Here is an 18,652-nt window from a genome sequence, read left to right on the forward strand (position 1 = left end):
ATACCCGACCATTTTCATCGGTTATACCGTCTATTCTAAACGAGTCCCTAACGAATGTATTTAGCACTGAAACATACCCATATCACCTTTGCCGTTTTGAGCATTCTGCTTTTCAGCCTACGCGGCATCTGGATGTTAACGACCCCTGAAAAATTGCAGCGACGCTGGGTAAAAATTGTACCCCATATTATCGATACTCTTTTGCTGCTAAGCGCCATCGCGCTCACGGTGACCATCAACCAGTATCCCTTGACCCATGGCTGGCTGACTGCAAAGTTAATCGCATTGATTGCTTATATTGTGCTGGGCACTATCGCCCTAAAGAGAGGGAAAACCAGAAATATCAGAATATTAGCCTTTATCATGGCATTGGCTTGCGTGGTTTATATTGTCTGGGTAGCACTTCGCCACTCCGCTTTCTAAACCGTCAATCATGCAGGGGAGTCAGTCACCGACTCCTCTAAGCCGTAATATCGTTAATCTCTTCATTTTGGTACTGCTCGCGAATCATCGCCACCAGCTGACTCCGCCAAGGGCGCTGGCGGATACCAAAATGATTCAATAACTTGGTGCAAACTAAAACCGATGAGGCTGGTCGTTCAGCATCACTGCCTAAATCAGAAGAGCTGATCGGTATCAATTTTTCGACCTTAAGCTTTTCATACTGCCCTGCCGCCGCTAACACCGCTTCGGTAAAGCCATAGCGGGTAGTTACCTCGGCACAACAATAGTGATAAGTGCCCCAATTTTCCGCGCCATTGTGAAGCTGCTTCAGAATAGCGGCAATCACCCGAGCAATATCACTCGCCGAGGTAGGACAGCCACGCCGATCATCAGCAGCACAGATCTCTTCCTGCTGACGCGCTTGCAATAACGCCCGCCGCATAAAGTTATCACCGATGGTACTAAACACCCAGCTCACCCGAAGAATGACATGCTTGGCCAATACCGACCGCAACACCTCTTCACCCTGCCATTTACTCTCGCCATAAAGCCCTAAGGGACGGGCTTGATCATCTTCGGTATAGCCACTTTCATAGTGCCCATCAAAGACATAATCAGAGGATAGGTGAATCAGAGGGATCGCCAACTCACTACAGGCCAGCGCTAGATTTTCAACCGCATCTCTATTCAGTGCAAAACACCGTTCCGAATTAGCCTCGGCCCGATCAACCGCATTAAAGCCAGTGGTATTAATAACATAATCAGGTTGATGCTCATTCAGCTGCTTTTGCACCTGTTCGCGACTACTGATATCCAGCTTTGAATCAGTAAAGGCAACCACAGAAAAGAAAGGATCACTCTCGGTTGCTTGGTTTAAAAAATAGCCAATCTGGCCATCTACACCGGTAATCAATATTTTCGCCGGCGTAGTCAAAAAATCCTGTGTCATTAAACTCTTGGCTCCACCTATAAAGTATCTAAGAAAAGATACCATAACTGCGTACCTGCAGTGCAAAAAAGATCACCTCAGTTATGTTATGTTAACTGCTACGTAAACACCATAAAGGCACTGTCAGTAATTTCGTACCTCAAGCCGATAAAGACGCAAACAGAACCCTCTCCAGATCGATAACACTTAAAATCAATCATAAAGTAAACCGCTGATAAAATAGATCTCCGACTTCTGATGATAGTTTTTTACGCTATAATTCGCCCTCACTTTGCTATTTGAGACCCCCTTCATGCCGTTAGACATCAATTCACACACGGAGGAAAAGCCCGCCGGCCGTATTCGTCAACGCAACGAGCAACGAATTCTAGCGGCAGCGGAACAGGAATTTGCCACCTGCGGATTCAAAGGGGCCAGTATCAGAGAGATCGCCACCCGAGCTAAATTGCCAAAAGCCAATATTCACTATTACTTCAAAAATAAACTGGGACTCTATTTCGCCGTACTCAGCGATATTATCGATCTATGGGATAGCACTCTCAGCAACCTAAAGCCAGAAGACGACGCGACCGAAAGTCTCACCCACTACCTACGGCGAAAAATTGAATTCTCCCGTGATCATCCGCTCGCCTCACGTATTTTTGCTAGTGAAATCATTAGTGGTGGCCCCAACTTAAACGACTACTTCAGCGAAGGCTATGAGACCTGGTTTCGCTCTCGGACAGCCGTTTTTGAACAGTGGCAACAACAGGGCAAACTCGATCCAGAGATCACCCCGAGCCACCTTATCTTCTTACTCTGGTCCAGCACTCAACACTATGCCGACTTCGCTCTTCAAGTATCGTCCGCCCTCGGTAAAGAAACACTCGATAACACCGACTATGAACAGGCAATTAGCACTCTAACCCACATTATTCTAAAAGGCTGCGGCATTACGCAGACGACATAAGCCACCAATATCTATATTTATCAACAGACGAGTTATTCGACTTATTTAACCCATGCCCGTAAGCGTGCAACCCAACTTCAACGACGAGCGAATTTGGTGCGCCAGCAAAGACAAAAAGAGGCGACAATATCCGATTTACCCGAGATAGGTTAATACCGACAATGATTACGTGCCATAAACAGATCAATATGAATGATTTCAAATATTCTGACCGATTGGCCAGCTTTTTGCTTTTCTTTCATAGATAGATGAAACTCGACTGTCAGGTTTGAGTATAGTTTTCTTTTAGCTCTATTAGAGACGAGGTAGCCAGCGTGAAGCAGAACCCATCACCTCCGCGACTGACTTTACGCGGCATCAGCAAACAATATCCGGGATGTTTGGCCAACGATGACATCCATTTGGATATCGCGCCAGCCGAAATTCATGCTCTACTCGGCGAAAACGGCGCCGGCAAAAGCACCTTAATGAAGGTTATTTACGGGCTCGTTAAACCCGATTATGGTGAACTACTCTGGGATGGCCTGCCCATTGAAGTCAAAGACCCTGCCCATGCCCGCAAGCTCGGCATCGGCATGGTGTTTCAGCACTTCTCTTTATTTGAAACCTTAACCGTCACCGAGAATATCGCCCTCGCCCTCGGTGATGATGCCGGTGAACTTGGCCCCCTTGCCGAGAAGATCCGCAGCGTATCAGAAAAATACGGCATGGCGATCAATCCTGATCGTGAGATCCATACCCTCTCCGTCGGCGAACGTCAGCGGGTCGAGATTGTTCGCTGCCTAGTACAAAATATTAAACTGCTGATCCTTGATGAGCCAACCTCCGTACTCACGCCTCAAGAAGTAGACACTCTCTTTGTAACGCTGCGACAGCTGGCCCATGAAGGCTGCTCGATCCTCTTTATCAGCCATAAACTCAACGAAGTTAAAGCGCTCTGCCATAAGGCCACCGTACTTCGCGCCGGCAAAGTGTCTGGCGAATGTATCCCCGCCGAGGAAGATACCACCAGCATGGCTAAACTGATGGTGGGCGATGATACCCCGATCAGTACCACCTACCCGAAAAAACTAGGCAGTACGCCATTACTGAAAATCAGTGATCTTAATCTGACCAGTGACGACCCATTTGGCGTGCACCTAAAACAGATCAACCTGACCGTTAATGCCGGCGAAATCGTCGGCATCGCCGGTGTTGCCGGCAATGGCCAAGAGGAGTTACTGGCCAGTCTAAGCGGCGAGCAACGCTGTCAGAACGACACTATTCACTTTGCCGATACGCCTGTCGGTAAGCTATCGCCGGATCAACGCCGTCAATGGGGGCTAGCCTTCGTTCCAGAAGAGCGTCTCGGCCGAGGAGCCGTACCGGAAATGAGCCTGACAGAAAACGCGCTGCTCACCGGCTTTCTCTCGGGGCTGGTCAGTAAAGGCATGGTCGCATGGCACAAAGCAGAAGCCTTTGCCGATGAGATTATCGCCCAATACAAAGTTAAAACCCCAGGACGACATGCACAGGCAGACAGTTTATCTGGCGGTAACTTACAGAAGTTTATTATTGGCCGCGAAATCATGCAGAACCCGCGCATTTTGATCGCCGCACACCCAACTTGGGGCGTCGATATCGGTGCGGCCACCGCGATCCATAAAGCACTGATTAAGCTGCGGGATCAGGGGGCAGCTATTTTGGTGGTCTCTGAAGATATCGATGAGTTATTCCTCATTTCTGACCGTATCGGCGCCATCTGCGATGGTGCGTTGTCACCGATCAAACCGACACCTGAATCATCTATACAGGAACTGGGACGTATGATGGCCGGTGACTTTAATTCCCCTACCTGTGAACAGGGAGCAACTCCATGATCAAACTGGAACCACGCGGCGAACGCTCCCGCGCAATGGCCTATCTGTCGCCGGTATTGGCGGCGTTATTGACCATGCTGACCGGCCTGATTCTATTTACTCTGCTCGGCGTTGATCCGGTTGAGGCACTGATCACCATTCTCTATGTGCCGATTTCGGATACCCACGGCCTTGCTGAACTCTGTGTCAAAACAGCCCCTATTTTGCTCTGTGCCATCGGTCTTTCCGTGGCGTTTAAAGCTAAAATTTGGAATATCGGTGCCGAAGGGCAACTGTTAATGGGCGGACTTTTTGGTAGTTACATCGCCTTACAGTTCATCGAAGTCGAAGCATTCTGGGTGCTCCCCGCCGTACTGATCGCCGGTGTAGTCGGCGGTATTGTTTGGTCGGGCATTGCCGCCGTCTTGAAGGTTCGCTTCAATACCAATGAGATTCTCACCACCATCATGATGAACTATATCGCCCTGAACATTCTGCTATGGGCCGTTCATGGACCACTGAAAGATCCCGATGGCTATAACTTCCCCGAATCAGCGCTGTTTGGCGATTCGGCCCTATTACCTATTTTGGTCGAAGACACCCGGGTGCATTTTGGTATGGCGTTAGCTTTACTGGCCGTGGTGGCCGTCTGGGTATTAATGAGCCGCAGCTTCTATGGCTTTCAAATCAAAGTCATGGGCATGGATGCCGGTGCCGCCCGCCTGTCCGGCTTCAAAGAGAAACGGCTCACCTACTTTGCGCTGTTACTGAGTGGCGGATTAGCGGGTTTGGCTGGCGTAGGTGAAGTCACCGGCCCTATTGGCCAACTGATTCCACAGATCTCTCCCGGTTACGGCTATGCTGCCATCATTGTGGCCTTTCTCGGCCGTCTCCATCCGGTAGGCATTTTACTGGCGAGCCTGTTGATGGCACTGCTCTATATGGGCGGTGAAATGGCGCAGATCAGTCTGGGATTACCGCTGGCCCTCACCGGCCTCTTTCAGGGTATGCTGCTGTTCTATCTACTGGCCTGCGATGTGCTGATCTCTTTCCGCATTCGTCTCAAATCCAAAAAGCTCAAACCCTCACCTCCCTTGCCACCACTAGCGTCTGAGACCCAAGGATAAAACCCCATGGATATTGATCTGATTACCAACATACTCTACGCCATGATCCGCACCGGAACACCGCTACTGATTGTCGCCTTGGGTGAACTCATCTGTGAAAAAAGCGGTGTGCTTAACCTCGGCCAAGAAGGCATGATGCTGATGGGCGCCGTGATCGGCTTTATCGTCACCCTGTTGTCGGGCAGCCTATTACTGGGCTTTATGCTGGCCATCATCGCCGGTGTATTAATGTCGCTGATTTTTGGCCTTATCACCATGGAACTCAGTGCTAACCAAGTCGCCACCGGATTGGCATTAACGATCTTCGGCACCGGTCTATCTGCCTTTATTGGCAGCGATTATGTCGGTAAGCCTATCGAAGGTCTCGACCCGATCTTTATTTCAGGCCTCACCGATTTGCCGATTATTGGCCGTATGTTGTTTGGCCAGGACTTGGTCGTCTACCTCTCCTTTATCCTGTTTGCCGCGGCCTACTGGTTTGTTAACTACTCCCGTCCGGGGCTGGTGCTCAAAGCGGTGGGTGAAAACCCTCACGCCGCGAATGCGATTGGCCTGCCGGTCTTTAAAACCCGCTATCTGGCTATCATGTTTGGTGGCGCCATGGCGGGGCTCGCCGGTGGTTATTTATCGCTAGCCTACACCCCACTCTGGGCCGAGAACATGACGGCTGGACGGGGCTGGATAGCACTGGCCTTGGTGGTCTTTGCAAGTTGGAAGGTCGGACGGGTGTTACTCGGTGCATGGTTGTTTGGCTTGGCCAGTATTCTGCATCTGGTCTTTCAGGGACTGGGCTTTTCCGTCTCACCGAATCTACTGGCGATATTGCCCTATCTGGCAACAGTTGTAGTACTGGTGATTCTGTCGAGTAATCAGGCACGCAGCCGACTCGTCGCGCCCATGTCATTAGGCAACCCTTTCTACGCTAAAGGTTAGAGCAAAATAAGCGCCCTGTTTTGTGGAATCCGCACGCCTATTTTAGCGCTTGCGCACCAAGGCGGAGCAAACTAAAGTCATTACCTATGGCCTACTCGAAATCCAAGCCGCCGAATACAGACGTTAGCGGCTTAATGAAAGAATAATGTGTAATTGGTCAGATTTTTGCTTTAATAATTATAACTGACCTATCGGTCAACTTTTTAGCCTATCGCTAACAAATGTCTCAATAGGAGAAGGATGCATGAAACGTCGTCAATTTAATAAACTGGTTACCGGGCTTGCCGCCGGGGTGTGCCTGACCGCATTATCCTCCCTTTCAGTTCAAGCGGCAGAACCGCTGAAAGTAGGCTTTGTTTATGTTGGCCCTATCGGTGACCACGGCTGGTCTTATCAACATGACCAAGGCCGTTTGTCCGCTGAGGCCGTATACGGTGACAAGATCAAAACCACCTATGTCGAAAACGTTGCCGAAGGCGCTGATGCACAGCGGGTTATCTACAACCTTGCCAAAACCGGTCACGACCTGATCTTCACGACTTCGTTTGGTTTTATGAACCCAACACTGAAGGTCGCTAAACAGTTCCCTAAGGTTGCCTTTGAACACGCCACCGGCTACAAAATGGCTAAAAACGTGGGCACCTATATTTCCACCACCTTTGAAGGTCGCTACGTTGCCGGTTATGTTGCATCACAGGTAACTAAGAGTAACAAAATTGGTTATATCGCCTCATTCCCTATCCCTGAAGTTATCCGTGATATCAATGCGGTGCAGCTAGCCCTTAATAAATACAACCCTGACGCTGAGTTAAAAGTCATCTGGGTGAACAGCTGGTTCGATCCAGGTAAAGAAGCCGACGCCGCTAATGCCATGATGGACCAAGGCGTCGATGTGATTTTACAGCACACCGATAGCCCTGCCGCTATGCAAGCCGCTGAACGCCGTGGTGCTTACGCTGTTGGACAAGCCTCTGATATGTCATCCTTCGGCCCTAACGCCCATCTGCTCTCTGTGGTTGATGAATGGGGCCCTCATTACATCAATACCATTAAAGCGGTCATGGACGGCACTTGGAAACCTAAAGCCAATGTTGAAGGTATGAAAGAAGGCGCTATTGTTATTCCAAGCTTCAATGAAAGCATCCCTGCTGACGTCGTCGCCCATGCGAAAGAGCTAATCGCAGGTATTAAAGATGGCAGTGTTTATCCTTTTGCTGGACCGATCAAAAACAAAGCTGGTGAACTGATCGTGCCTGAAGGTACCCGCCTCTCTTACGAAGATCTAGAAAAAATGAACTGGTACGTCGAAGGCGTTCAATCTGATATTCCTCAGTAAGCCTGCAATACCACTGGCCACTATCATCGATAGTGGCCAGCCTCTCCTCCACTAACAATCGACACCTCTATGAATATTCCTCTGATCAATATTGCTAGTTTATATTCCGGTACTGAAGCGGAACAATTAACCGTTGCTAACGCGATCGATACCGCTTGCCGAGAAAGCGGTTTTTTCTATATTCAAGGACACCCTATCAGCCAAGCACGGATGCGTGAGATGCGCGCCCTGTCTGAAGCTTTTTTTGCCCTACCTGAAGCCGAAAAAGTGAAGATTGATATCACCCTGTCAGACAACCACCGTGGTTATGGTCGCATGATGGCCGAACAGCTCGATCCAGAGAACCCCGGCGATATTAAAGAAACCTTTGATATGGGCTTGAACTTAGCCGCGGATCATCCGTTGATTGGTCCAGAACGTCCTCTCTACGGCCCTAATCAATACCCGCCAGTCCCCGCCGATTTCCAGCAAAAAATGGAACGTCACTATTGGGATATGCTGGCGTTAGGTAAAACCATACTCAGCGCACTGGCGATGGCTTTAGGCATCGACAAAGACTTTTTTGACGATAAATTTGAGCACCCCTTGAGCGTATTGCGTTTCATTCACTACCCCGAAGTACCGCCGAAAGAGGGCAAGCAACATATCGGGGCGGGCGCGCATACCGATTATGGCTGCATTACTATTCTTTGGCAGGATGAGATCGGTGGTTTGCAGGTGCAAGATACCCGTGGTGAATGGATCGACGCGCCACCCATTGAAGACAGCTTCGTGATCAATATCGGTAATATGATGGCCCGTTGGAGCAACGACCGTTATAAATCCACACCACATCGAGTTTTCAGCCCCAGTGGCGAAGAACGCTACTCCATGCCGTTTTTTGTCGAGCCTGATTTTGATACCGACGTCAGCTGTTTAGATAACTGCTGCTCTAAGGACGCACCGCCTAAGTACGAGCCGATTTCGGCGGGCGACTGGATGATTTACTGCTTTAACAACACCTACGCCTACCGTGAAGAAACGTCTTAAATATAGTTGTTTCAATCAGTTTGGGCGGCCATAACATTCCGTGCAATCTGACGGATATGGTCGTCTGAATTTTAAGCTCATCGTTAAGGTGAGCATTCACTCGCATGATCACCCGAAACGGGCTAGCAGGTTTAGCTATAAAACCCACCGCACCGACATCAAACGCCTTAGCTTCAAACATAATGTCAGTAAAGCCGAGTTCAGCGGTTGACTCTAACAACGCGCCAAGCGACTCAATGGTCGACGATTCATCATCGATCCTAGCTAGGATGGGAACGGTGCTGAACCACGATAAAGCTCATATTGCTATCGCTCGACAAGTTGGACACCATCGACTGCAGCGCCGCTAGACCTCCGGCTATTCGAGCGAGACGCTACCACCGGCTCAGTTTAATATTGTTCTAAGCGTAGTATGTAAAGTGTCCAAAACCATTATAAACAAGTGTCATACGATAATATCTCCCGACACGATTCTGACCGCCCCGGTTAAATTAACTATTTTATTTTAAGCATTCATATCAGAATTCAGTATCCTTGAGCCAAACCAGCGCTGACAGCGTGTTAATCTCATTACAATCACCCCGTTGCTCTAAAGCAACAACATAGCGGCTAAAGCAGTTGCAATAGAGGAAAGCGCTTTATGTTCGATACAAGAATGCTCAAACGATCATTCAATTTGCTTCCAGAAATTGCTACCGTCATCATCGTTACACTGCTCATTACGCTGTTTTATCTCGTAGAAGAGAATCGCACCCAAGGCATACAAGAAAGGGTTATCAGTGAAGAGCAGGATGTTCTTTCAGAGCAGGTCATCTCGGTCAGCCAAGATCTACAAAGAACCCTGAATTCGCTCACCGCGATGGCTCATATCATCGAATCAGATTACACCGACGCCGAAAAGTTCTTAAGCCTTGCTACGCTGGCAAGAGCCCACCCCGAATATTTACAGTTGCGGCATATTTCGGCATCAGGCACTGAGCTATTTAGAATCAACCAAGCAGATGATCGACTCATTCGGGTCGCACCCGACAAGCTGCAGGACAAATCGAAACGCCACTATGTTGAAGATGTTTTACATCTGCTACCCGGCGATACTTACATCTCAAAATTCGAACTCAATATGGAAGCCAATGAGATTGAGATACCGCCCCGACCGGTGCTTCGAATCGCACTCAGGTTGCAAGACAGCTTTGTCATTATCAACCTTGATGCAACGGAAATATTAGACCGCATCACCTCCCACTTTAGCGAGCGCGCCGATAGCTGGCTAATCAATGGTGACGGAGACTGGCTTATCGGCCCCGACAAAAGCCTTGAGTGGGGCTTTATGCTCGGACAGACTCACCGAATAGGCGAATACCTCTCTGCCGACCTTGCGAATGAGATCTTAACCGAGAAGAAGCCACACATTTTAAAAGATGATGCTGAACTGATCATTGCAGAGCATCTCGGCCATGACCTCGACACCAACGGCAAGCTCTATTTTGCTGAAGAATTAATTTTTATTCGGCATTTTCCGCCTGAATACATCACCAGCACCCTCAATAGCTCCCGCTTTATCTCTCCCTTAATTCTGGCCGCTTTGCTTATCTGCGCTGCCGGTGTGCTGCTGTGGTTATTACGGCTATCACAACGTTATCAACGGCTAAGCGATCTCAACCAAATCAACCAGCAAGAACTTAACCGGCTGAAAGAACTCGCCGATTTTTTACCACAGCTAACCTGGACCAGTGATGCACAGGGCCACTTTGATTTTATTAGCCAAACCTGGACCACCTATACCGGCGCATCTCAAAAAGCATTGAAAGGCGTAGGCTGGTATGAGTTCATCCACCCCGATGACCGAGCACTGCTGATGGACACTTGGCATAACTGCCTACAATCGGGCCATGATTTACAGTGCCGCTTTCGCATCCAATCACAAGATGGCCAATATCGTATGTTTGATAGCCGTGCCCGAGCGCTCAGGGCGAAAGATGGCAACATCATCCGTTGGTTTGGCTCCAGTTCCGATATTCAAACGAGCCTCAATTATGAACAAGCCCTCGAAGAGGAAAAGCGACAGCTGACTCACAAATTAGAAACCAGCCAACAAGAGCAATTAAAAGTGCTGCTTCGTCTGCAGGCTGCCACCGATTCTGCGGGCATCGGCATCTGGGAGTATTCACCCGAGAACAACCTATTCGTCTGGGACAAACGAATGTACCAGCTCTATGGCATCGATAAACATTCAGCAACGCTGCACTACAATCAATGGTTACCTTTTGTTCATCCGGATGATGTCGCGACGGTTGAAAGTCAGTTAGCCGCAGCCATCAAGGCCGATGCAACCCTCGACATACAATATCGCATCGTTCGCCCATCGGGCGAAACCGTCTGGATCAAAGCCTATGGTGTACCGGTGCATACCCGCCCAGGCAGCATAAAACTGGTGGGTGTTAATCATGATGTTACCGATGTTCAACTACTGAACCAACAACTGGAAAAATCCAACCACCAGCTCCAAGCCGAGGCGGATAATGCCCGCAAACTGGCCGAAGCGAAGTCCCGCTTTCTTGCCAATATGAGCCATGAGATTCGTACCCCGATGAACGGCGTTATCGGTATGCTCGATCTGATACGTAAGACATCGCTCAATTCACAGCAACTGATGTACGCCGATAAAGCCTACTTTGCCTCAACCCGGTTACTGAGCATCCTCAACGATATTTTAGATATTTCCAGAATCGATTCGAATAATATCGAACTCAATATGATGGATTGCCCGCTAGAAAATATCATCCAGGAATCGGTCGAACTGTTCGCCATTCCTGCCGAAGAAAAGCAGCTAAAACTCACCGTGATGGTTGATCCATCGATGCCGCTCGAGCTGTATACCGATCAATTAAAGTTGGGGCAAATACTCTCCAATCTCGTCGGCAATGCTATTAAATTCTCCTCAACGGGCGGTCTCGTCACCGTCAGTTTCAAACCGGATCATTTTACCAAGACCAATTACATCCTCAATATCGAGGTGAGTGATTCAGGTATCGGCATCAGCCAAGAACAAAGCGAACGGATCTTCAATGCCTTTACCCAAGCCGATGAAAGCACTACCCGACGTTTTGGCGGTACGGGACTGGGCCTGGCTATCTGCCAACGCTTGGTCAATTTATTGGGCGGCAGTATTTCAGTCAGTAGTGCACTGGGCGAAGGTGCAATATTCAAATTAAGAATACCGATCACTAAAACAGCCACACCGGCATTAAAAGACCTGCGAATTGAGAAGCTCAGCACACTGTTAGTCACCGACTCGGCAGATGTTATCGAGATGCTACAGGCTCACTTTAAGCATTGGAAAATAAAGCTAAGCGTGGCAAATAATTATACCGATGCTTTTGCGACGATTGATCAGTTACTCCACGACAATGAAAAATTTGTCCTGCTAGCCGATCTAACACCCCAAAACCAAGAGCTGTTTTTGAATAACCTTGCCACCCACGATGCGGCCCAAGCGACTATTTTGCAAAACAGTATCGTGTTCCTCTCCGCCAGTCATCCTTCGACACTACGCTCAAGCCTGCAAGATTTAGGCATACAGGCCATTACCAAACCGCTAACACCCTCCCGTGTTTACAACACACTCACGGGGCTTAACAAAAAAGTTATGCCATCAAGCCTAAGGGGTTCTAATGATGTGCTATACCCCGGATTGAAAGTGTTGTCAGTGGATGATGTTGAGTTAAACCAAGATGTTATCGAAGGCCTTCTCAAACCATTGGAGCTTGAGCTTCATCTGGCCAACTCTGCCGCTGCAGCCTTGGAGATCATACAACAGCACGACGTTGACGTTATTTTGATGGATATTCACATGGAAGGAATGAGTGGTCTAGAAGCCACCCAGGTCATTCGTAAACTACCGGCTATTAAACAGCCGTTAATTTTCGCCCTATCAGCCTCGGTGATGGAAGAAGACCGAAAAGCAGGTAAACAAGCGGGTATGGATGGCTATCTAACCAAGCCTTTTCATCTACGCGATTTTATTCACGCCCTCAAACAACACGGCATTAACGGCAATGAAACCGAAAAACGCAGCATCCCAGTGCTGCCGACTGAGCCGACATGGTCACTGCCGAGCTTTATTAATGAAAAGCAGGCCATGATTCAGATGAACGGCAATCAACAAATCCTGCTTAACTGCATCAGAAGCTTTATCGTTGGGTTTAAAGATTTCAATACTTTATACGCACAAGCACTGGCAACTCAGGATCATAATAAAGTCAAACAGCTGGCCCATAAGTTAAAAGGAGCGGCGTTAAATATCTGCGACGCTGAGCTATCGACACTGGCTAAACAACAGGAGCAAACACAGCAGAGAGACTCACAGAACGATGCCGACGCCATGCTGCATTTATTCAATAATCATTATGCAGAACTCGTTTTACTGCTCAGCAAAATACCCAAAAGCAAAGGCGACACGAATGCAGCCAATATCTCACAAGATCAACTGCTGGTCAGCCTCAAAGAAAAACTGCAGCAACATAGCTATATCAGCACTGAGCAACGGCAAACGCTCGATACCGTACTGAGTGAAAATGGTCATAGTCTGATTGCCCAAGCGTTATCCACAGCCCTGATGGGTTTTGACTACGACAAAGCACTTGAGTTGATTAACTCGATCGATAGTGAAGCCAACGAATAAACACTGTGTGTTAACGACCGGCTGGACCTTTATCTGTCCAGCCGATTCGCCACCTTATTGCTAATCCCTTTAATACTAACCCCTTGAATGCTAGCGCCCTTTAGCGCCGGATAGAAAAGGCGGTTTGGCAAACCACACCGTCGCCATCAGGGCTAAGAATATCCATCCCAGCAGCGCAAAATAATCCACCGTCGAGATCATATAGGCCTGCGCTTCGATCAGCTGTTCAATACGCCCATAATTTTGCAACGTTGGACCACCCAGCAGATCAAGATAGTGCTGTGTTTCTGGACTGTACGGGGTGATATGTTCCGTCAGATGGGCATGTTCCACCGCTGCCTGCCGATGCCACCACCAGGTGGTCAGAGACGAGGCAAAACTGCCTCCGAGCACCCGTAAAAATGTCGCCAAACCAGAACCATCGGCAATCTCGCGGGGAGATAAGCTCGATAGCAAAATAGTGGTTGCCGGCATAAAGAACAGGGCCACCCCTAGCCCCATCGCCAACTGGATCATGGCGATATGGTAGTAATCCACCTCCAAGTTAAAATTCGCCCGCGCAAAGCTGGATAATGCCATCGCAAGAAAAGCGATACTGGTGAGCAGTCGCATATCTACTTTATAGCCAAACCGCCCCACAATAGGTGACAGTATGACCGGCACAATACCGATAGGCGCGGCCGCCATGCCCGCCCATACAGCGGTATAGCCCATGCGTGTTTGCAGCCACACCGGCAACAGCAAGTTAAGACCAAAAAAGGCAGAATAACCCAACACCAACACAATGGTGCCGAAGGTAAAGTTACGATGACGAAACAGTCTTAAGTTAATCACCGGATGCTCTTCGGTCATCTCCCAGATCACCATCGAGATCAACGCAATCACCGCCACCCCGGCGCTGTAGATAATAAACTCCGATTCAAACCAATCCAGATCATTACCCTTATCCAGCACCACCTGTAATAGCCCAACCCCCAACACCAGCAGGGCTAAACCCACATAGTCGATCGGCTTTTTTTCGGTTTCTTCTGGACGATTGCGCAACTGCGACCACACCACTGCCACGGCAAACAACCCAATCGGCAGATTAATAAAGAAGATCCACGGCCAAGAATAGTTATCCGTTAGCCAACCACCTGAAATCGGCCCCAAAATCGGTGCCACCACCGCCACCATCGCTAACAACGACAACGCCATGCCGCGCCGTGCTGCCGGATAGATGGCAATCAGTAAGGTCTGCGCAATCGGATAAAGCGGCCCGGCGACAAAGCCTTGCAGGGCCCGAAAGAACACCAGTTCGGGCAGTGAGGTGGCGATACCACAGAGAAACGAGGTGAACATAAACAGACAAACAGAGCCGATAAACAAACGCACTTCGCCCACCCGACGCGCCATCCAACCGGTTAGCGGCAATGCGATCGCATTACACACGGCAAACGAGGTAATCACCCAAGTGCCCTGCTCGCTGCTGGCCCCCAGATTACCGGTGATCGACGTGAGTGCGACATTGGCAATCGTGGTATCCAGCACCTGCATAAAGGTCGCTAACGCTAGACCAATCGTGGCTAGCACCAAATTAGCGGGAACAAACCGGATCGCACTCATTGAACTTGAGACACCGCGCTATCGTTTTGGGTCATCGTTTCACTATTGGCGCGAATCAATTCGGCCGCTAGCTGATCCGCCTCTTGCAGCAGATTGGCATAGATATCGGTGGCATAGCGGGCCGAATGATCGACATGGCTGGCAAGCACTTCGCCATCCTGTTGATGCAGATCGACCTCAACCTTAGTGGACATCCCCAAACGCAACGGGTGCGCCTGTAACTCTTCCGCTTGTAAGCCGATGCGTACCGGCACCCGCTGGACAATTTTAATCCAGTTACCGCTGGCATTCTGAGCGGGCAATAGAGCAAACGCGCCCCCTGTACCGACCCCGAGGCTTTCGATCCGCCCCTGATAGTGCACATCACTACCATACAGGTCCGCCGTAATATCGACCGTCTGGCCGATCTGCATCTGGCTCATCTGGGTCTCTTTAAAGTTCGCCTCAATCCACACCTGATCCAACGGTATCACCGCCATTAACGCCTGCCCTGTGGCCACCCGAGCACCCGGCTGAACGCTGCGCTGGGCCACATAACCGCTCACCGGCGCAATCAGATGAGTGCGGGCATGGTTTATAAACGCCTGATGTAACTTAGCCCTCGCCGCTTGCACCTTCGGATGGGTCGCAATCGTTGTCCCCTCCACCAGCGCCAACGTACTAGAAAGCTGCTGGCGAGTGCTAATCAACGCATTTTCAGCCTCCCCCAGGGCATCGCGGGAGTGAGACATGATCTCTTCCGACAAAACCCCCGCCGCCGCCAATTTATCTCGACGCTTAAAATCACTGCGCGCTTGCTGCAGCTCAAGCTTGCGAGTCGCTAATTGTGCACGGAAGTTATCCACACTAGAGAAAAGCCCACGAACTTCACGCACCGTCGCGGCTAAATCTGCTTTCGCCTGCTCCAATGCGATAGTGGTATCACTCGGGTCCAGCTCGACCAGCACCTGTCCTTGCTCAACATAATCACCGTCATCCGCATTGATACGAATCACCGTGCCATTAATGCCTGAACCAATTTGCACCCGGTTACCATCAACATAGGCATCTTCTGTATCCTCATAAAAGCGACCATACAGATGCTCATAGGCAAATACAGACCCAACCACCACCAGCACAATAAAAAACAGGCCACTCAATAAAACTAAACGGCTACGCTTAGCTGATGCAGGCCGTGTTTCAACCGCTACATTCTCTTCATTCATCGCTTTATTCCGCCTATTCTTTATTCAGCTTTACACGGCACTGTCGGTTCTTCCATCAACCCAGTGGGCACCAACATCTTGCGTATAATACGATCCAGTTCACTCAGCTCCTGCGGGCTAAGTTCACCGGTCAACTCATTCAATAGATCTGCAGCTAAGCCATGCATCTGATGACTCAGGGCCGTACCCTCTTCGGTCGGTTTAAGGCGCACCTGCCGACGATCATTAGGACACCGTTTGCGTACTAAGAGATTGCGCTGCTCTAGCCGATCTAACATCCGCGTCATCGCCCCGCTATCAATCGACAAGCGTCGCGTCAGCTCCGAAGGTGTTTCCACCTGTTCAACGATAATCAACCGCATCACGCGAAACTGTGGCCCAGTGATATTGAAAGGTTTAAGGTATTTATCCAGCAATCGATCTTTATGCTGATTCAACAGGAAAATAAGATGCGCAATGCTCAGCCGAGTCGGCACATTGTCTTCAGTAAAATGGATCATTGAGTGTTCTCTAGACAAATCATGCTATTTAACTGCCTAGGCAGCTAAATTGAAGTAAGATACTGCCATGGCAGCTAAATTTTGTCAAAGTAGTTCTAACGAAAACGCCTGATCCGACGAAATGAACTAATATAGGCGGCTGCTTGTCTACTGCCGGTACTGGAGAATATAAAATGATTACCAAGCTGAAGTCTTTTTTGGAAACCTTTCTACCCGATAACGCTGCGGGGGAAAACCCACAAACCTTGCTATCACTGGCTTCCGCGGCACTGATGGTTGAAGTGTTGATATCTGATTATGAGCGCAAGCCCGAAGAGGAGAAAACATTATTAAGCCTATTGAAAAAGAGCTTTTCGCTGGATCAAACCACCGCCCAAGCACTCTTTGAACGAGCCAAACAAGCCCAACATGAGGCGACCGACTACTTTCGCTTCACCTCACAGATCAACGAGCTATGCAGCCCTGAAGAAAAGGTTTCCTTAGTTGAAAACCTCTGGCGGGTCGCTTATGCCGATGGCGAGTTACACCATTATGAAGAACATGTGATCCGTCGCATCGCCGACCTAATCTATGTATCTCATACGGATTTCATTACTGCTAAATTGCGGGTGGTTGAGGCGTAATTAAAACAGAGGCCTAAATAAACGTTTTCAATCGTGAAGAACCACGATAAAGATTTGCTTTTTGGGGAGTAAAATCAGTTATTAGAATGACACAAAAAACCATCGCCAATTCATTGTCACGATGGTCTTAAATTGATTAGCCATAAACTCGCTAATTGATCTCAGGTTGGATGGTGTTACATCAAATCTAGACAGGTAAGCCCCGTTAGCCCCTGCTCAATCTCTACGGCTGCATGCCATTAAATACCATGCGCTGATCCAAGACTGCTCGTTCAATCTCCGTCAGCTCAAAATTTATGGCCATCGTTATTGCCCAGCATATCCAGCCCATCCACTATCAACACCTCTTTATTGTTATAAAGAGCCGTCATTTAGTCCTTAATCAACCACACGATCTGAATCAGAATTGACCGAAGTACTGACTGCTGCTGCAGCCAGTACTGATGCCATACTGATGGTAGTGATAAGTATATTCATACTCCGTTCCTTGATAATAGCTTTCAATAACTCGCTTTACGGAGTGGCTATTTATTACCCACAAAAAGTGCAGAACTATAGCTGCTACCTGGCAGGTTAGCGCTATCAGTCATGGCTGTACCGGTAGAATGGTAGTGAGTGTTATCCTGTACATCGACTCTGCCGCCGATCTGACCCACTTCAAAGTTAGTACCTGGTAGATTAGGAGCTTCAGCAGTCACTGTACCGGTAGAATGGTAGTGAGCGTTATCCTGTACATCGACTCCGCCGATCTGACCCACTTCAAAGTTAGTGGCTGACGCGGTGCCTGCAGCTAGAGCAGAGGCCAGTGCGATTGTTGTGATAAGTGCTTTCATGATCTATTCCTTAAATGCTTAAACTAAAAATTTATAAAAATATGTTGGTTTACAACGTAGTGGCTACTTATTGCCGACAAAAAGAGCTGAGCTATAGCTGCTACCTGGCAGAGTTGCGCTATCCGTCATGGCTGTGCCGGTCGCATGATAGTGAGCGTTATCCTGTACATCGACTCCGCCGATCTGACCTACTTGAAAGTTAGTGGCTGAAGCGGTGCCTGCAGCCAGAGCAGAAGCCAGTGCGATTGTTGTGATAAATGCTTTCATGATCTATTCCTCAAATGTTTAAACTAAAAATTTATAAAAATATGTTGGTTTACAACGTAGTGACTACTTATTGCCGACAAAAAGATCTGAGCTATAGCTGCTACCTGGCAGAGTTGCGCTATCCGTCATGGCTGTGCCGGTCGCATGGTAGTGAGTGTTATCCTGTACATCGACTCCGCCGATCTGACCCACTTCAAAGTTAGTGGCTGACGCAGTACCTGCGGCCAGAGTAGAAGCCAGTGCGATTGTTGTGATTAGTGCTTTCATGATCTATTCCTCAAATGCTTAAACTAAAAATTTACAAAAATATGTTGGGTGACGACTTACTTGCTG

General features: G+C 48.8%; 17 protein-coding genes. 9 read left to right on the forward strand and 8 right to left on the reverse strand.

Annotated elements, in window-relative coordinates:
- Positions 1-54: 54 nt before the first annotated feature.
- Positions 55-423, forward strand: a complete 369-nt coding sequence (locus KO512_RS00930) for a SirB2 family protein (protein WP_215950451.1) — start codon at positions 55-57, stop codon at positions 421-423.
- 37 nt (positions 424-460) lie between these two features.
- On the opposite strand, the gene rfbD is transcribed toward KO512_RS00930, so the two are convergent.
- Positions 461-1,393, reverse strand: a complete 933-nt coding sequence (gene rfbD, locus KO512_RS00935) for a dTDP-4-dehydrorhamnose reductase (RefSeq protein ID WP_215950452.1) — start codon at positions 1,391-1,393, stop codon at positions 461-463.
- Positions 1,394-1,685: 292 nt separating this feature from the next.
- Between rfbD and KO512_RS00940 the strand changes: the two genes are divergently transcribed.
- The 6 genes from KO512_RS00940 to KO512_RS00965 all read left to right on the forward strand — a co-directional run bounded on the left by KO512_RS00940 (position 1,686) and on the right by KO512_RS00965 (position 8,605).
- Positions 1,686-2,342 carry a TetR/AcrR family transcriptional regulator gene (locus KO512_RS00940; protein WP_215950453.1) on the forward strand — a complete coding sequence of 219 codons (657 nt, stop codon included), beginning with the start codon at positions 1,686-1,688 and terminating at the stop codon, positions 2,340-2,342.
- 314 nt (positions 2,343-2,656) lie between these two features.
- Positions 2,657-4,201, forward strand: coding sequence for an ABC transporter ATP-binding protein (locus KO512_RS00945; protein WP_215950454.1), 1,545 nt, complete (start codon positions 2,657-2,659; stop codon positions 4,199-4,201).
- On the forward strand, positions 4,198-5,307 hold the full coding sequence (locus KO512_RS00950) for an ABC transporter permease (protein ID WP_215950455.1): 1,110 nt from the start codon (positions 4,198-4,200) through the stop codon (positions 5,305-5,307). The genes KO512_RS00945 and KO512_RS00950 overlap by 4 nt, the downstream gene beginning before the upstream one ends.
- Positions 5,308-5,313: 6 nt before the next feature.
- Complete coding sequence (locus tag KO512_RS00955) at positions 5,314-6,240, forward strand: ABC transporter permease (protein ID WP_215950456.1); 927 nt, start codon at positions 5,314-5,316, stop codon at positions 6,238-6,240.
- A 244-nt stretch (positions 6,241-6,484) separates the two neighbouring features.
- The gene (locus tag KO512_RS00960; protein ID WP_215950457.1) at positions 6,485-7,576 is read left to right on the forward strand and encodes a BMP family ABC transporter substrate-binding protein; all 1,092 of its coding nucleotides are present in this window, start codon (positions 6,485-6,487) and stop codon (positions 7,574-7,576) included.
- Between the two features lie 69 nt (positions 7,577-7,645).
- On the forward strand, positions 7,646-8,605 hold the full coding sequence (locus tag KO512_RS00965) for an isopenicillin N synthase family dioxygenase (RefSeq protein ID WP_215950458.1): 960 nt from the start codon (positions 7,646-7,648) through the stop codon (positions 8,603-8,605).
- Positions 8,606-8,865: 260 nt separating this feature from the next.
- On the opposite strand, the gene KO512_RS20395 is transcribed toward KO512_RS00965, so the two are convergent.
- A complete protein-coding gene (locus KO512_RS20395) occupies positions 8,866-8,967 on the reverse strand; it encodes a chemotaxis protein CheB (RefSeq protein ID WP_354667723.1) in 102 nt (33 codons plus the stop codon).
- Positions 8,968-9,245: 278 nt separating this feature from the next.
- On the opposite strand from KO512_RS20395, the gene KO512_RS00975 reads away from it, so the two are divergent.
- Positions 9,246-13,286, forward strand: a complete 4,041-nt coding sequence (locus KO512_RS00975) for a hybrid sensor histidine kinase/response regulator (RefSeq protein WP_215950459.1) — start codon at positions 9,246-9,248, stop codon at positions 13,284-13,286.
- Between the two features lie 90 nt (positions 13,287-13,376).
- Here the strand turns inward: KO512_RS00975 and KO512_RS00980 are convergent, their stop codons facing one another.
- From KO512_RS00980 to KO512_RS00990, 3 genes are read right to left on the reverse strand one after another with little or no spacing between them, the layout of a single operon-like run.
- Positions 13,377-14,891: a DHA2 family efflux MFS transporter permease subunit gene (locus KO512_RS00980; RefSeq protein WP_215950460.1), complete on the reverse strand. Its 1,515-nt coding sequence runs from the start codon at positions 14,889-14,891 to the stop codon at positions 13,377-13,379.
- On the reverse strand, positions 14,888-16,096 hold the full coding sequence (locus KO512_RS00985; protein ID WP_215950461.1) for an efflux RND transporter periplasmic adaptor subunit: 1,209 nt from the start codon (positions 16,094-16,096) through the stop codon (positions 14,888-14,890). Before KO512_RS00985 ends, KO512_RS00980 begins: the two co-directional genes overlap by 4 nt.
- A 20-nt stretch (positions 16,097-16,116) precedes the next feature.
- A complete protein-coding gene (locus KO512_RS00990; RefSeq protein ID WP_215950462.1) occupies positions 16,117-16,596 on the reverse strand; it encodes a MarR family winged helix-turn-helix transcriptional regulator in 480 nt (159 codons plus the stop codon).
- A 173-nt stretch (positions 16,597-16,769) separates the two neighbouring features.
- On the opposite strand from KO512_RS00990, the gene KO512_RS00995 reads away from it, so the two are divergent.
- Positions 16,770-17,219 (forward strand): TerB family tellurite resistance protein, encoded by a 450-nt coding sequence (locus tag KO512_RS00995; protein ID WP_215950463.1) that lies wholly within the window; start codon positions 16,770-16,772, stop codon positions 17,217-17,219.
- 524 nt (positions 17,220-17,743) lie between these two features.
- Here KO512_RS00995 and KO512_RS01000 read toward each other — a convergent pair.
- The 3 genes from KO512_RS01000 to KO512_RS01010 all read right to left on the reverse strand — a co-directional run bounded on the left by KO512_RS01000 (position 17,744) and on the right by KO512_RS01010 (position 18,586).
- Positions 17,744-18,052: a hypothetical protein gene (locus KO512_RS01000; protein WP_215950464.1), complete on the reverse strand. Its 309-nt coding sequence runs from the start codon at positions 18,050-18,052 to the stop codon at positions 17,744-17,746.
- Positions 18,053-18,115: 63 nt separating this feature from the next.
- Positions 18,116-18,319 carry a hypothetical protein gene (locus KO512_RS01005; protein WP_215950465.1) on the reverse strand — a complete coding sequence of 68 codons (204 nt, stop codon included), beginning with the start codon at positions 18,317-18,319 and terminating at the stop codon, positions 18,116-18,118.
- 63 nt (positions 18,320-18,382) lie between these two features.
- Positions 18,383-18,586 (reverse strand): hypothetical protein, encoded by a 204-nt coding sequence (locus tag KO512_RS01010; protein WP_215950466.1) that lies wholly within the window; start codon positions 18,584-18,586, stop codon positions 18,383-18,385.
- Positions 18,587-18,652 lie beyond the last annotated feature (66 nt).

This window comes from Amphritea atlantica (genome assembly GCF_018860855.1).
Taxonomy (GTDB): domain Bacteria; phylum Pseudomonadota; class Gammaproteobacteria; order Pseudomonadales; family Balneatricaceae; genus Amphritea; species Amphritea atlantica_A.

Bases quoted from the DNA above. Each gene is read 5' to 3' on its own strand.
- KO512_RS01000 (WP_215950464.1), bottom strand. From the start codon at position 18,052: ATGAAAGCACTTATCACAACAATCGCACTGGCCTCTGCTCTAGCTGCA.
- KO512_RS00995 (WP_215950463.1), top strand. From the start codon at position 16,770: ATGATTACCAAGCTGAAGTCTTTTTTGGAAACCTTTCTACCCGATAAC.
- KO512_RS00990 (WP_215950462.1), bottom strand. From the start codon at position 16,596: ATGATCCATTTTACTGAAGACAATGTGCCGACTCGGCTGAGCATTGCG.
- KO512_RS00975 (WP_215950459.1), top strand. From the start codon at position 9,246: ATGTTCGATACAAGAATGCTCAAACGATCATTCAATTTGCTTCCAGAA.
- KO512_RS01010 (WP_215950466.1), bottom strand. From the start codon at position 18,586: ATGAAAGCACTAATCACAACAATCGCACTGGCTTCTACTCTGGCCGCA.
- KO512_RS01005 (WP_215950465.1), bottom strand. From the start codon at position 18,319: ATGAAAGCATTTATCACAACAATCGCACTGGCTTCTGCTCTGGCTGCA.
- KO512_RS00980 (WP_215950460.1), bottom strand. From the start codon at position 14,891: ATGAGTGCGATCCGGTTTGTTCCCGCTAATTTGGTGCTAGCCACGATT.
- rfbD (WP_215950452.1), bottom strand. From the start codon at position 1,393: ATGACACAGGATTTTTTGACTACGCCGGCGAAAATATTGATTACCGGT.
- KO512_RS00930 (WP_215950451.1), top strand. From the start codon at position 55: ATGTATTTAGCACTGAAACATACCCATATCACCTTTGCCGTTTTGAGC.
- KO512_RS00955 (WP_215950456.1), top strand. From the start codon at position 5,314: ATGGATATTGATCTGATTACCAACATACTCTACGCCATGATCCGCACC.
- KO512_RS00960 (WP_215950457.1), top strand. From the start codon at position 6,485: ATGAAACGTCGTCAATTTAATAAACTGGTTACCGGGCTTGCCGCCGGG.
- KO512_RS00965 (WP_215950458.1), top strand. From the start codon at position 7,646: ATGAATATTCCTCTGATCAATATTGCTAGTTTATATTCCGGTACTGAA.
- KO512_RS00950 (WP_215950455.1), top strand. From the start codon at position 4,198: ATGATCAAACTGGAACCACGCGGCGAACGCTCCCGCGCAATGGCCTAT.
- KO512_RS00985 (WP_215950461.1), bottom strand. From the start codon at position 16,096: ATGAATGAAGAGAATGTAGCGGTTGAAACACGGCCTGCATCAGCTAAG.
- KO512_RS00940 (WP_215950453.1), top strand. From the start codon at position 1,686: ATGCCGTTAGACATCAATTCACACACGGAGGAAAAGCCCGCCGGCCGT.